This is a genomic window from Flavobacterium sp. (genome assembly GCF_049318325.1).
Lineage (GTDB): Bacteria > Bacteroidota > Bacteroidia > Flavobacteriales > Flavobacteriaceae > Flavobacterium.
Genome location: NZ_JBMOGQ010000052.1, coordinates 1 through 14639, shown reverse-complemented (window position 1 = coordinate 14639; position 14639 = coordinate 1). Strand labels below are relative to the sequence as shown.

At 33.4% G+C, this 14639-nt stretch carries 11 protein-coding genes; 8 read left to right on the top strand and 3 right to left on the bottom strand.

Features of this window, described 5'->3' with window-relative positions:
- Positions 1 to 1403: tRNA (N6-isopentenyl adenosine(37)-C2)-methylthiotransferase MiaB (gene miaB, locus ACOYLP_RS06410; protein WP_422855352.1), on the bottom strand; the 1403-nt coding region annotated here is incomplete at its 3' end.
- A gap of 237 nt (positions 1404 to 1640) precedes the next feature.
- On the opposite strand from miaB, the gene topA reads away from it, so the two are divergent.
- The 7 genes from topA to ACOYLP_RS06375 all read left to right on the top strand — a co-directional run bounded on the left by topA (position 1641) and on the right by ACOYLP_RS06375 (position 11334).
- The gene (topA, locus tag ACOYLP_RS06405; protein ID WP_422855351.1) at positions 1641 to 4127 is read left to right on the top strand and encodes a type I DNA topoisomerase; all 2487 of its coding nucleotides are present in this window, start codon (positions 1641 to 1643) and stop codon (positions 4125 to 4127) included.
- Between the two features lie 3 nt (positions 4128 to 4130).
- Positions 4131 to 5285: a formimidoylglutamase gene (locus tag ACOYLP_RS06400; RefSeq protein WP_422855350.1), complete on the top strand. Its 1155-nt coding sequence runs from the start codon at positions 4131 to 4133 to the stop codon at positions 5283 to 5285.
- Positions 5286 to 5539: 254 nt separating this feature from the next.
- Positions 5540 to 6949 (top strand): gliding motility lipoprotein GldK, encoded by a 1410-nt coding sequence (gene gldK / locus ACOYLP_RS06395; protein WP_422855349.1) that lies wholly within the window; start codon positions 5540 to 5542, stop codon positions 6947 to 6949.
- A gap of 54 nt (positions 6950 to 7003) precedes the next feature.
- Positions 7004 to 7645, top strand: a complete 642-nt coding sequence (gene gldL / locus ACOYLP_RS06390; protein WP_422855348.1) for a gliding motility protein GldL — start codon at positions 7004 to 7006, stop codon at positions 7643 to 7645.
- A gap of 59 nt (positions 7646 to 7704) precedes the next feature.
- Complete coding sequence (gldM, locus tag ACOYLP_RS06385; RefSeq protein ID WP_422855347.1) at positions 7705 to 9258, top strand: gliding motility protein GldM; 1554 nt, start codon at positions 7705 to 7707, stop codon at positions 9256 to 9258.
- 47 nt (positions 9259 to 9305) lie between these two features.
- Positions 9306 to 10223 carry a gliding motility protein GldN gene (gldN, locus tag ACOYLP_RS06380; RefSeq protein WP_422855346.1) on the top strand — a complete coding sequence of 306 codons (918 nt, stop codon included), beginning with the start codon at positions 9306 to 9308 and terminating at the stop codon, positions 10221 to 10223.
- Positions 10224 to 10290: 67 nt separating this feature from the next.
- Positions 10291 to 11334 carry an NAD(P)/FAD-dependent oxidoreductase gene (locus ACOYLP_RS06375; protein ID WP_422855353.1) on the top strand — a complete coding sequence of 348 codons (1044 nt, stop codon included), beginning with the start codon at positions 10291 to 10293 and terminating at the stop codon, positions 11332 to 11334.
- Here the strand turns inward: ACOYLP_RS06375 and ACOYLP_RS06370 are convergent.
- Entirely contained in the window at positions 11324 to 11707 is a 384-nt protein-coding gene (locus tag ACOYLP_RS06370) for a DUF983 domain-containing protein (RefSeq protein ID WP_422855345.1), read from the bottom strand. The two genes, ACOYLP_RS06375 and ACOYLP_RS06370, sit on opposite strands and share 11 nt — an antisense overlap.
- 99 nt (positions 11708 to 11806) lie before the next feature.
- On the opposite strand from ACOYLP_RS06370, the gene ACOYLP_RS06365 reads away from it, so the two are divergent.
- The gene (locus tag ACOYLP_RS06365) at positions 11807 to 13714 is read left to right on the top strand and encodes an ABC-F family ATP-binding cassette domain-containing protein (protein WP_422855344.1); all 1908 of its coding nucleotides are present in this window, start codon (positions 11807 to 11809) and stop codon (positions 13712 to 13714) included.
- A 28-nt stretch (positions 13715 to 13742) separates the two neighbouring features.
- Here ACOYLP_RS06365 and ACOYLP_RS06360 read toward each other — a convergent pair.
- A partial coding sequence (locus tag ACOYLP_RS06360) for an 8-amino-7-oxononanoate synthase (protein ID WP_422855343.1) occupies positions 13743 to 14639 on the bottom strand: 897 nt, incomplete at its 5' end.

The following is a 14639-nucleotide window of genomic DNA, read 5'->3' as shown; positions in this document are numbered from 1 at the left end:
CTAGTACAATTCGTTATTTTTACATTTACAAAATCGCCAATTTTATAGTTTTCTCTTGGAAAAACAACCATAAAGCTTTGTGAATTTCTCCCTGATAAATCTTTGTCCGATTTTTTAGAAACTTTTTCAACTAAAACTTCAACTGTTTTGCCTACAAATTCTTTGGTTCTGATGCCACTATGAATACGTTGCAAATCAACAATTTCCTGAAGTCTACGTAATTTGGTTTCTTCTTTTACATCATCTTCCATTTTTCTTCCTGCTAATGTTCCTGGTCGTTCTGAATAGGAATACATATAACCAAAGCCATATTTTATAGCTTCCATAAGGCTTAATGTATCTTGATGATCTGCTTCTGTTTCAGTTGGAAAACCGGCAATCATATCCTGTGTAACGCTAACATCTGGTATGATTTGATGAATTTTGTCAATCAGTTGTAAATATTCTGCTCTAGTATGCAAACGATTCATTTCCCTTAAAATTCTATCACTTCCGCTTTGAACAGGTAAATGGATGTGTTTACAAACATTAGGATATTTGGCAATCACATGCAACACTTCTTCATGCATATCTTGCGGGTTAGATGTTGAAAAACGAATACGCATTTTCGGAAATTGTATGGCAACCATTTCTAATAATTGGTCAAAACCAAAGGATGTTGCTTTTTGCATTTCGGTGGCTTTATCAAAATCTTTTTTCAAACCGCCACCATACCAAAGATAACTATCTACATTTTGACCAAGAAGCGTAACTTCTTTATAACCATTGTTCCATAAATCTTTGATTTCAGTCAATATACTTTGTGGTTCTCGGCTACGTTCGCGACCACGAGTAAACGGCACCACGCAAAACGTACACATATTATCGCAACCTCTCGTTATCGAAACTAGAGCAGTTACACCATTGCTCATCAAACGAACTGGTGAGACATCTCCGTATGTTTCCTCTCTAGATAAAATCACATTAATTGCATCTCTACCTTCTTCGACTTCCTTCAGTAAGTTGGGTAAATCCTTGTAAGCATCTGGACCAACAACCATGTCGACAATTTTCTCTTCCTCTAGAAATTTCTCTTTCAAACGTTCTGCCATACAACCCAAAACACCTACTTTCATTCCCGGATTTACCTCACGTTTAACAGCATTGTATTTTTCTAGACGCTTTCTAACCGTTTGTTCCGCTTTGTCTCTGATAGAACAAGTGTTTACCAAAACCAAATCGGCTTCTTCTAATATATCAGTGGTATTATAACCTTCGTTTGTCAAAATGGAAGCCACAACTTCACTATCCGAAAAGTTCATCGCGCAACCATAACTTTCTATAAATAGTTTCTTTGTGTTTTCTTTTTTGTATTCCAAAACAAGACTAGTGCCTTGTTTTTTTTCGTCAATTTCCTTTTCCATTTATGCTGAATTTATTCAGTATCTTATTAATGTTTTCGCTTATCCGGACAACAAAGATAATACTAAATTATAAAATATGACAAGATGGCAGTTGGTTTTATCAAAAGTTTTAGGAAGTGAAAAAAGGATGATTTGGTTGTAATTTTAAAAATTATTTTGCCCTTTATAGTTAAAAAGTAACAGTAAAACGCAAATTTAAAAAAAACGTTTACTTTTGCCGACACAAACAATCGGTATATGGCAAAGAATTTGGTTATCGTTGAGTCACCTGCAAAGGCAAAAACTATCGAAAAATTTCTAGGGAGTGATTTCCAAGTAGAGTCAAGTTATGGTCATATTGCCGATTTGCCTTCTAAAGAAATAGGTGTAGATGTAGCAAATGGTTTTAAACCAAAATATGAGGTTTCCAATGATAAAAAAGCTTTAGTTTCCAAATTAAAAACCCTATCCAAAAACGCCGATATGGTATGGTTAGCTTCCGATGAAGACCGAGAGGGAGAAGCTATTTCCTGGCACTTAGCGGAAGAATTAAAATTAGACAAAGCCAAAACCAAACGTATTGTTTTCCATGAAATTACTAAAAATGCCATTCTTAAGGCCATCGATAATCCAAGAGAAATAGATTACAATTTAGTAAATGCCCAACAAGCACGAAGAGTTTTAGATAGATTGGTTGGTTATGAACTATCACCTGTATTATGGAAAAAAGTAAAAGGCGGATTATCTGCTGGACGTGTACAATCCGTTTCTGTCAGGTTAATAGTTGAAAGAGAAAGGGAAATACAAGACTTCAAACCAGTAGCATCTTATTCAGTAACTGCAGAATTCACCAACGAAGCCGGGAAAGTGGTGAAAGCCAAATTGCCAAAAAACTTCGCAACCAAAAAAGAAGCCGAAGATTTTTTAAGTAAAAATATTGGTTCTACATATAAGGTAGCAGATTTAGAAACAAAACCAACAAAGAAATCACCTGCTGCTCCTTTTACAACATCAACGTTGCAACAAGAGGCTGCGCGTAAATTGTATTTACCTGTTGGAATTACGATGCAAATTGCACAACGACTTTACGAAGCCGGTTTGATTACGTATATGAGAACCGATAGTTTAAATCTTTCTAAAGAAGCTATGGATGCAGCTGAAGCTGAAATTACTAAATCTTACGGAAGAGAGTTCTCAAAGCCAAGAACATTCAATACAAAAAGCAAAGGTGCACAAGAAGCACACGAAGCGATTCGTCCAACGGATATGTCGAAACACACTGTTAATGTTGAAAGAGACCAAGACCGTTTATACGATTTGATATGGAAAAGAACGTTAGCATCACAAATGAGCGATGCTGAGTTAGAAAGAACCAATGTTAAAATTGAAGCAAACAATCACTCAGAAGTTTTTCAGGCATCGGGAGAAGTTATCAAGTTTGAAGGTTTCTTAAAAGTTTATCTTGAGGGTAATGATGATGACGATGATGAACAAGAAGGAATGTTGCCTACATTGAAAGTGAATGAAATATTGTTAAACAATAATATCACTGCAACTGAACGATACACAAGACCTGCATCAAGATATACGGAAGCATCTTTGGTAAAGAAATTAGAAGAGCTTGGTATTGGTCGACCATCAACATACGCTCCAACTATTTCTACTATCATTGCTAGGACTTATGTAGAAAAAGGAAACTTAGAAGGTGTAGAAAGAAAATATACACAACTTATGCTTAAGGCAAATAAAGTTGATGAAAATATTTTAAAAGAAAATACGGGTTCTGATAAGGGGAAATTAGTGCCAACAGATATTGGAACGATTGTGAATGACTTTTTAGTAAAGAATTTTGCAGCCATTTTAGATTATAACTTTACCGCTAAAGTAGAACAAGACTTTGATGAAATAGCAGAAGGAAATATTAATTGGACTAAAATGATGCAAGAGTTCTATGGTAAGTTTCATCCAAATGTTCTTGAAGTAGGAGAAAATGCAGAGCGTGAAAGTGGCGAAAGAATTTTAGGTAAAGATCCAAAAACCGGGAAACAAGTTTTGGTGCGTTTAGGAAAATTTGGTCCGGTTGCTCAGATAGGTGAGGCTGACGATGAAGAAAAACAATTCGCAAGTTTGCGCCAGGAACAAAATATTGGCAATATAACTTTAGAAGAAGCTTTGAATTTATTTTTGTTGCCAAAAAACTTAGGTATATATAAAGGAGAAGAAATAGAAGTTAGCAATGGTCGTTTCGGGCCTTATGTTCGTTTCGGAAAACAATTTATTTCGTTACCAAAAGGCGAAGATCCATTAGATGTTACTATGGAACGTGCACAGGAATTAATTGATGAGAAAGCACAAGCAGATGCACCAATCGCAATTTATAAGAATGAACCCGTTCAAAAAGGAGTAGGTCGTTTTGGTCCATTTTTAAAATGGAACGGGATTTTTATCAATGTTAGTAAAAAATACAACTTCGATAATTTATCGCAAGCTGATGTAGAAGAATTGATAGAAGAGAAATTACAAAAGAATATCGATAAAGTAATCCATAATTGGAAGGAAGAAGGTATTCTGGTTGAAAAAGCACGTTGGGGAAAATCAGTTATTACCAAAGGCAAAATCAAGATTGAATTAAATAAAGATGTTGATGCAACTAAATTAACTTTGGAACAAGTAAAAGAATTAATAGAGAAGAAAATACCCGTAAAGAAAACGGCAACCAAAAAAGCAGCTGCTAAAAAGAAATAAACTATGGAATTTGATTTTCTATCACCAGTTGATAATGAAATTATTCAATACATAAATGGATTGTCAACTCAACATTTGGGGAGTAAAGTCGTTTTTCACACAGACAAAGAGTTTCCCGACATCGACAAAGTAAAAATTGCCATTATTGGTGTTTTAGAAAATCGTGGTGCTGTAAATTATGTTGATGATGAAGTAAACCTGGATTCAGTCCGAAAAGAATTATATAGTTTGTTTCCGGGAAACTGGCATAGCTCTATTGCTGATTTGGGAGATATTATTCCGGGGAATTCTTTAGAAGATACCTTTTTTGCGTTGCAAAAAGTGGCAGCCAAATTAATCCAAAAGGGAGTTGTTCCAGTTATTATAGGTGGGTCGCAGGATTTGACATATCCATTATATAGAGCATACGATAATCAGGAACAAATGGTAAACCTGGTATCTATTGACAGTAAGTTTGATTTTGGAAAACAGGAAGATGGAATTACTGCCAATTCTTATTTATCAAAAATAATTCTGGACGAGCCTAATAATCTTTTTAATTATACTAATATAGGTTATCAAACATATTATAACTCTCAAGAGGAAATTGATTTAATTGAAAAATTATTTTTTGATGCCTATAGATTAGGTGAAATTTCTAATAATATTGAGTTATCGGAACCAACTTTACGTGATGCAGATATAGTCAGCTTAGATTTAAATTCTGTAAAGTCTTCATATTCTGGAAATTTTGATACTTATACACCTAATGGATTTGATGGGAAAGAAATTTGCAGTTTATCAAGATATGCTGGTATTAGTGACAAAGTGAGTTCTTTGGGAATTTTTAATTTTAATAATAAAAAAGAAGAATCAGTTTTAATTGCTCAAATAGTTTGGTATTTTATAGAAGGGGTTAATTATCGTTCAAATGAATATCCGTTTGGTACAAAAGAAAATTATTTAAAATATATTGTGCCTTTAGAAAGTGAAGAATTAGTTTTCTACAAGAGTAATAAAACTGGAAGATGGTGGATAGAAATTAATTTTTTTGCTGGTCAACACAATAAACTAAAAAAAAATACGTTATTATCTTGTTCTCATGATGAATATTTGGCTGCCTGTAATAATGAAATTCCGGAAAGATGGTGGAAAGCCCAACGAAAAAATTGTATTTAAAAATGTAAATAACCATAAATAATAACATAATTAACTTACAAATAAAATTTAATATAGCATTTAAACGTCAAAAAAATGCATTTTATCGATAATTTTTTTTTTTTATAACATGATTAATTCTATTTTTGAAATGTGAATTAATGCAGTGAAAGATAAAACTAATAAATTTAATATTAATTAATTGTTTTTTTGAAAAATAATAAATAGGTTTACGCCCTTAAAAATTATTCAAAAATTAACCCCAAAATATACATATGAAGAAGTTCATAACATTAGCATCATTTTTAGCTTTATTAACCAGTTGTGGTGGATCAAGTGATAAAGGTGAATTGGTAGGAGTTAAAGGAAGAAAGTGGCATCCAGAAAAGCCATTTGGAATGACTTTAATACCTGGTGGAGCATTTATTATGGGAAAATCTGATGATGATCCAGCGAATATGCAAGATTCACCTACTAAAACAGTCACAGTTAGATCGTTCTATATGGATGAGACTGAAATAACAAATAGTGAGTACCGTCAGTTTGTAGAATGGGTAAAAGATTCTACAATAAGAGTACGTTTAGCAATTCTTGCTGATGAAGTTGGACAAACTTCTACAGGTAAAGATGGTAAAGGTGGAGGAAAAGGTGGAAGCATTGGAGATTTTGCTTTCAATGATTCAGATCCCACAAAAATGACTCCATATGACAAGTATATGTATGAAAATTATTATAGTGTAGGAACCGATGATGATCCTTATGCAGGAAGAAGATTGAATAATAAAATAAAACTAATTAAAGAAACTAATAAATATCCAGACGAATATTATACAGAAGTTATGGATACTATGTATTTGCCATTAGCTGAATCTTTTAATGGATTAAGAACTATTGATGTTCGTAAATTAAAATTTAGATACTCTTGGATGGATATTCAAGCAGCTGCTAAAGCAAAAACAGGTAAAAGAAGTGATTTTATCAGAACGGAACAACAGCCTATTTATCCTGACACCACAGTTTGGATTAAAGATTTTGCTTATTCCTATAATGAACCTATGCACAATGATTATTTTTGGCACCAAGCCTATGGAGATTATCCTGTAGTTGGTGTGAGCTGGAAACAAGCAAAAGCATTTTGTGCATGGAGAACTTTAAAAAAGAATGCTTATATCAAATCTAAGAAGAAAAAACGAGACTTGATAAATTCATTCCGTCTTCCTATTGAATCAGAGTGGGAATATGCGGCTAGAGGAGGTCTAGAATCAGCAACTTTTCCTTGGGGTGGACCTTATGCTAAAAATGACAGAGGTTGTTTTTTAGCTAACTTCAAACCTAACAGAGGAGATTATGCTGCAGACCAGGCTTTATATACTGTAGAGGCCAAATCATATGAGCCAAATGGTTATAATTTATATAACATGGCAGGAAATGTTGCCGAATGGACAGATTCAGCATACGATGCTGCGGCATACGAATATGTATCTTCAATAAATCCAAATGTTTCAGATTCAAAAAACATGAGAAAAGCTGTTCGTGGCGGATCATGGAAAGATGTTGCATACTTCCTGCAAGTCGGAACCAGAGATTTTGAATATGCAGATTCAGCTCGAAGTTACATTGGTTTCAGAACTGTTCAAGATTATATGGGAACCAAAGTTACCAAAAACGCAGCACCTAAAAAGTAATTTCAAACTAACTTAAATATAAATTAAAACTAACTAAATTAAAATTTTATTATTATGGCATTATTAAGCAAAAAAGCAATGAATTTCGCATACGGGATGGGAGCAGCAGTTGTAATTCTTGGAGCGTTATTCAAAATTACCCACCTTGAATTTGGATTTATCACTGGAAATTTGATGTTGACTATTGGTCTTGTAACAGAAGCTTTAATCTTTGGTTTATCTGCTTTTGAACCTGTTGACAACGAATTAGATTGGTCATTAGTTTATCCTGAATTAGCGGGTGGTGAAGCTAAAGCTAAAGCTAAAAAAGAAGATGCGACTGATGCACAAGGACTATTGTCTCAAAAATTAGACACCATGTTGAAAGAAGCGAAAATTGACGGAGCATTAATGGAAAGTTTAGGGAATAGTATCAAAAATTTTGAAGGTGCAGCTAAAGCAATATCGCCAACAGTTGATTCAGTAGCTTCAACTAAAAAGTATGCTGAAGAGATGACAAAAGCTGCCTCTCAGTTAGAAACTTTAAACGGACTATATCAAGTTCAATTGCAAAGCGCTGAAAGAAATGCAAAAATCAACGATGAAGTTGCTGAAAACAATTTAAAATTAAAAGATCAAATGCAAAGCTTGACATCAAACCTTTCTACATTGAACAATGTTTATGGTGGAATGCTTTCTGCAATGAGTAACAAGTAATAATTAGTTTTATAACTATATATTTTAAACAAAATAATAATTCAAACTAATTAGAAAAAATGGCAGGAGGAAAATTAACCCCTAGACAGAAGATGATTAACCTGATGTATTTGGTATTCATCGCAATGTTAGCATTAAACATGTCCAAAGAAGTATTATCTGCATTTGGAATTTTAAATAATAAAATTGAGAGTTCTAACTCAATAACTGATGCTAGAAATGAAAGTTCATTTTTGCAACTACAACAAAAAGCTAAAGATCAACCGTTACAATATGGTGACAAAAAAGCTAAAGTTGATAAAATCAGAGCTCTTTGTAAAGAATATTCAGATTATATAGAAGGAATAAAGACTACTATTACCAAAGGTTTCCCTAAAGATAAAGAAGGAAACTATCCTTGTGAGCAAATGGATAAAAGTGATGCTGTAGATAATTTGTTTTACAAAGGTGACAAAGAATCCAAGGAAGGTAAAGAATTTTTAGAAAGAATCAGAGGTTTTGCAGGACAACTTAAAGCTATTGGTGGTAGTTCAATTGCTGAAGTAGAGATGCGCAAGATTGAGAAAAGATTTGAAACAAAAGATGTTTATTCAGAAAAAGCTGAAGCTAAACTACCATGGTTAGACTATAACTACCATCACTTTCCTTTGATTGCTTCGGTTACAAAATTGACACAATTACAAGCAGATATTAAAACCACAGAGAGTGATATCATGGAAGGAATGTTTAAATCTGACTTAGTTGCTGCAGCTTCATTAACTGCATATCAACCAATCGTAGTTCCTGAAAAAACAGCTTTCTTTCAAGGTGAATCAGTTAAAGGTAAAATTATTTTAGGAAAATTTGACCCTAATTTGGTTGCTAAATCAGTTGTTGTAAATGGAGTTAGCGTTCCTGCAAAAGCAGGTCAAGCAGATTTCTCTTTTGGTGCTGGTGCTGTAGGTGAACATGAAATAACAGGTTCATTTAACTTTGACGAAAACGGAAAAGTAATTAGCCTACCTATTAAAGGAAATTATGTTGTAGTTCCACAACCTAAATCAGCTAATATTTCTGCTGATAAAATGAATGTTGTATACAGAGGTTTACCAAACCCAATGACTATATCATTTGCAGGTATTTCTGATGATAAAGTATCGGCTTCTGCTCCAGGTTTAACTAGAGCTACTGGAACTGGAAAATATAACTTAAATCCAGGTTCGGGTACAGAAGTTAAAGTTAGCGTTACAGCTAAATTGCCTGACGGGAAACCAGTTTCAGATAGTAAAATATTTAGAATTAAAAATATCCCGGCTCCAGCTGGTGCAATTGGTGGAGTTGTTGGAGTTCAAAAAGGAGCTAAATCTCGTTTAGAAGTTTCTCAAGTATCTGCGCAACTTCAGGATTTCTTGTATGACTTGAATTTCCAAGTTACACGTTTTAGCTTCAAAGTTCCAGGACAAGCAGCAATAATTGTTTCTGGTGACAGAGTTAATGCACAATGTAAAGCTGCACTAGCAAGAGCTACTAAAGGTGACCAAATATCAATATTTGATATTAAAACTAAAATAATGGGAACTACAGCAAATATTGTCCCTAAAGACGCTGCTCCTGTTATTTATGAAATACAATAATAATTTAAGTTGAAAATAACCTACTTAAATAGCATATATTATAAATTATGAAAATTAAAAATCTTTTATCAGTAATTTTTGCTTTAGCAGCAATAAGTGCTTCAACTTATGCCCAGGCAAACTTGTTGAATTCCAAAACTCCCGATGAGATAGGAAAGAAAACAGCAGCACAGTTAATTTCCGACAACGACAAACCATTACCCTATGGTTATGTTCATGACAGGGATGTGTTAATGGGTAAAACCATTTGGGAGTTTATAGATCTTGATGAAAGAATTAATTTTCCTTTGTATTATCCTATAGATACCGCTTTTGTTGGTAAAGAAAGAAGATCATTATTCGATGTGCTTGTTAAAAACATCAAAAATGGTAAAATAACTGAAGTATATGGCGATGACTATTTTAACACAAAGAAGACCTTCAAAGATATGGCTTCTTCGTTTACATATATTGACACAACAGATACCGGTAAAGATGAGATAAATAATTATTATGATGATTATAAAAGCGGTGCCAAAGTTTTAGACCCACAGTATATCAATAAAAAAGAATTAGATGCCAGTTATATTTCCGGCTATAAAATAAAAGGTTATTGGTATTTTGATAAACGTCAAGGAGAATTGAAATATAGATTATTAGCTTTGTGTCCCGTTACACCTGAAGCTAGAGATGCGGGTAATGAGAAAGCCGACGTAATTGATTTGTTTTGGGTATACTTTCCTACAGTAAGAGATATACTGCATGATTCAAAGGCATTTAACGATAAGAATTCTGCAATGCCTATCTCATTCGATCACTTGTTAAACTCCCGTAGATTTAACGGTGAAATATACAAGGAGGAAAATGTTTATGGCGATAGAGAAATTCAACAATACATGAAGGACAATTCTCAAAATCAGCTTTTGGAATCTGAAAGAGTAAAAGAAAAGATTCGTAGTTTCGAGTCTGATATGTGGAATTATTAAGAATTATTTCATAATACAATATAAAACTCTCATCTTTATGGTGAGAGTTTTTTTTAGCTATAAAATGATGATAGATTATATTATTGTTGGTTCAGGATTAGCAGGGATTGCTTTTGCAGAAACGCTTTTGCAACATGATAAATCATTTGTCGTTTTTGAAAACAAATCTCAAAATTCAAGTAGCATAGCAGGCGGATTGTACAATCCAGTAATCTTAAAAAGATTTAGTCAGGTATGGAATGCTAATCAGCAACTTGAAATGGCAAATAGCTTCTATTCAGCTATTGAAAAGAAACTTGGGGTTCAATTCGATTTTAAAATTCCCATTTATCGAAAATTCTTCTCTGTAGAAGAACAAAACAATTGGTTTGCGGCTTCCGATAAGCCCAATCTCTCTGCTTTTCTCTCTACAACGATAGTTCACAAAAACTATAATGGTATTGAGGCTCCATTTGGATATGGCCAAGTGTTGCAAACTGGTTATGTCGATACAATTACTTTGCTTACTCATTATCACAACTACCTAAAAAGTTTAAATTTATTTAATTGTGATTCTTTTGATTATAAAGAAGTGAGACCATTTGATGACCATATTGAATACAAAAACATAAAGTCCAAACACATTGTCTTCGCAGAAGGATTTGGAATGCATTCTAATCCGTTTTTTAATTATTTACCTTTAGACGGAACTAAAGGCGAATTATTCATTATTAGAGCCGCTGAATTGGATTTGGATGTAATAATTAATACTAGCGTTTTTATTTTGCCATTAGGCGACAATCTCTATAAAGTGGGAGCAACATATAACTGGAAAGATAAAACTAACACACCAACTCAAGAAGGAAAACAAGAATTAATTGATAGAATAAAAGAAATTCTAAATTGTAATTTTGAAATTGTAGAACACTTTGCCGGCGTAAGACCAACAGTTAAAGACAGAAGACCATTAATTGGTACGCATCCAAAACACAAAATTTTTCACATTCTAAACGGACTCGGAACCCGAGGAGTGATGCTTGCGCCATCTATGGCAAATGATTTATACAACTTTATCGAAAATGGAAAGCCATTAGATAAAACCATAGATATCAAAAGATACGCTATTTTTTAGCTGCCTCTTTGTTATAACTCACAAACATATTAATATAAATATTTCTCGATAATCTTGCGGTTATCGGCATTAATGCTACAAGTGAAACTATAATAGCAATAAAGGACTGCGTCAACTCTAAACCAATAATAACCTTTGAAATGATAAAGGCAGCTACTCCAATGCCAACAGTTAATCCATAACTGACGTACATTGCACCATAAAAAAAGGATGGTTCTATTTGATAATGCAAACCACAGTGGCTACAATTCTCGTGCATTTTGTAAATATTTTTAAGATTGTATGCGTTTTTATGTTCATACATACTTTCTTCTTGACATCTCGGACAAGTTCCTGTTAAAATGCTATTTAGTTTGGATCCTTTTTTTAACATTTGCAAAAATTTAAATTTCGTTCAGTTCTGCCTTACGACCTCACGTTTGCAAAGGTAAATCTAACGGAAGGTTTTTAGTACTAATTTGCAATTCTTTTTATGTTAAATATTCATAACTTATCGGTTTCGTTTGGTGGCACTTATCTTTTTGAAGAGGTAACTTTTCGATTAGGTTCGGGAGATAGAGTAGGACTTGTCGGAAAAAACGGTGCCGGAAAATCAACGATGCTAAAAATTCTTGCTGGCGATTTCAAACCCGATTCAGGTCAGATTGCCACCGAGAAGGAAATTAAAATGGGTTTTCTTCGTCAGGATATCGATTTCGACCATGGAAGAACCGTACTGGAAGAAGCCTACGAAGCGTTTACTGAAATAAAAGCTGTTGAAAAAAAACTTGAGAAAATCAACCATCAGTTGGTGTCTAGAACCGATTATGAAAGTGAGGCCTATAGCCAAATCATAGAAGATTTATCGGATTACACGCATCGTTTCGAATTATTGGGTGGTTATAACTATGTTGGAGATACTGAGAAAATATTACTGGGTTTGGGTTTTAAAAGAGAAGATTTTAATAACCAAACGGATACTTTTTCAGGTGGTTGGCGAATGCGTATTGAATTAGCCAAACTATTATTGCAATCGAATGATATTTTATTACTAGATGAGCCAACGAATCATTTAGATATAGAGAGTATAATTTGGTTAGAAGGCTTTCTAAGAAACTTTCCGGGTGTCGTAGTCATTGTTTCCCACGATAAAATGTTTTTGGATAATGTAACCAATCGAACTATCGAAATCTCCTTGGGTAAGGCATACGATTATAATAAACCGTATTCGCAATATTTAGTTTTACGTGAAGAAATTAGAGAAAAGCAATTGGCGACTCAAAAAAATCAGGCTAAGAAAATAGAAGAAACCGAAAAGCTAATCGAAAAGTTTCGGGCCAAAGCTTCCAAAGCATCAATGGCACAATCGCTAATAAAAAAGTTAGATAAAGTAGAACGCATCGAGGTAGATGAAGACGATACTTCAGTGATGAATATTTCGTTTCCGGTATCGCAAACTCCTGGAAGAGTTGTTATAGAAGCTGAACATGTAACCAAAGCCTATGGAGACAAAACGATTTTAAAAGACATATCGCTATTAGTGGAACGCGGGAGTAAAATTGCTTTCGTGGGTCAGAATGGTCAAGGAAAATCTACTTTTATGAAAGCCATTGTCAACGAATTTAAGTACCAGGGTTCAATTAAACTCGGACACAATGTGCAGTTGGGTTATTTTGCCCAAAATCAAGCAGAATATTTAGATGGAGAAATAACTTTATTAGAAACCATGACCAATGCGGCAACCGATACAAATCGTTCTAAAGTAAGAGATATGTTGGGTTCTTTTTTGTTTCGAGGTGATGATGTAGAGAAAAAAGTAAAAGTACTTTCTGGTGGTGAACGTAACCGTTTGGCTTTGTGTAAATTATTATTACACCCCATCAACGTTTTGGTGATGGATGAGCCGACGAATCACCTGGATATAAAATCTAAAAATGTTTTGAAAGCTGCCCTAAAAAAATATGAAGGGACATTATTATTAGTTTCGCACGACAGGGATTTTCTGCAAGGAATGTCGAACATTGTTTACGAATTTAAAGACCAAAAAATCAAAGAATATTTAGGCGATATTAACTTTTTCCTTGAACAACGCAACATGGAAAATATGCGCGAAGTAGAGAAAAAAGATATAGCCAAAAAAGAGGTACCAAAAGAAACAGCAAAAGTCTCCTACGAAGATCAAAAGAAAAGTAAATCATTACAAAACCGTTTGAGTAAAGTAGAAAGTCAAATCAAACAGTTGGAAATCGATATTCAGCAGGATGATAAAGCCTTAGCATCAAATTACGACAAACATGTTGAAGATGCGAACTTCTTCATTGCCTACAACAAAAAGAAAAACGAATTGGACCGGTTGCTCGAAGAGTGGGAGATTGTTCAGGGAGAAATCGATAATCTCTAAGTTAAGTGATAATTCTGAGCATTGAACACTACTTAAACGGATGTCGTTGTTGCCAAACTAAACTGGGTTCTAAGTTTGGAAAAATTTTAGGGAGTATTCTATTTATCCATTTATTAGTGTGATAAATAAAGCCCGACATTATTACTGGTTTTGCACCAATAGAGCTCTTTATTTCAAGAGCGGTTCTTCCAAAGATTATTTTTTTAAATTGATTCTCTATACCAAATTCGGTCATGTTATACAGCATATTCAAATAGAGCATTTTTTCTTTTTGAATTTGTTCATCATAACCAAGAAAATAGGTTTCTAGCGTTTTACCATTAACTAATAAAGTGTGAAACCCTACTAATTCATTTTTTAAATAATAGCCAACTAAAATAAATTTAGGACCGCATCGCTTTTTGAAAGAAGAGAAATGATTTTTAGCTAAAAAAAACGTATTAAATGGGGCATTTTTGGCTACATGAAAATACAATTCATAAATTCGGTTTTCCATTAAAATTATTTCGTCTAAAGACAATTCTCGAGTTTCAATACCGTCAAACTTTTTATGGGCACGTTTGTATTGGTCGCGATATTTCTTTGTGAGTGCCTCTATATATTCAGTATTAGTTTTCCATTTATTTTGCAATTCGAAAATCATATTAGGCTGTGTATTGAACTCATACAATATAGAGAAGGTAGATTTTTTTAGTTCAGTTGCAGATTCCTGATAAAAGTCTTTAAAAGAAACAATATGTATCTTTATGTCTTGTTTTTTGAAATACCTAGTAATCTCATCGGCACATTTACTTAGTATTTCTGCAATTGTTATAGCATTTATTTCCTTATTAAATGTATAACTATTTTGTCCGGTTATCATATTATTACCTAGAAACAAAGTATGAGAAGCAAAATTTTTGAAAATAAAATTCCGAATAAAAGT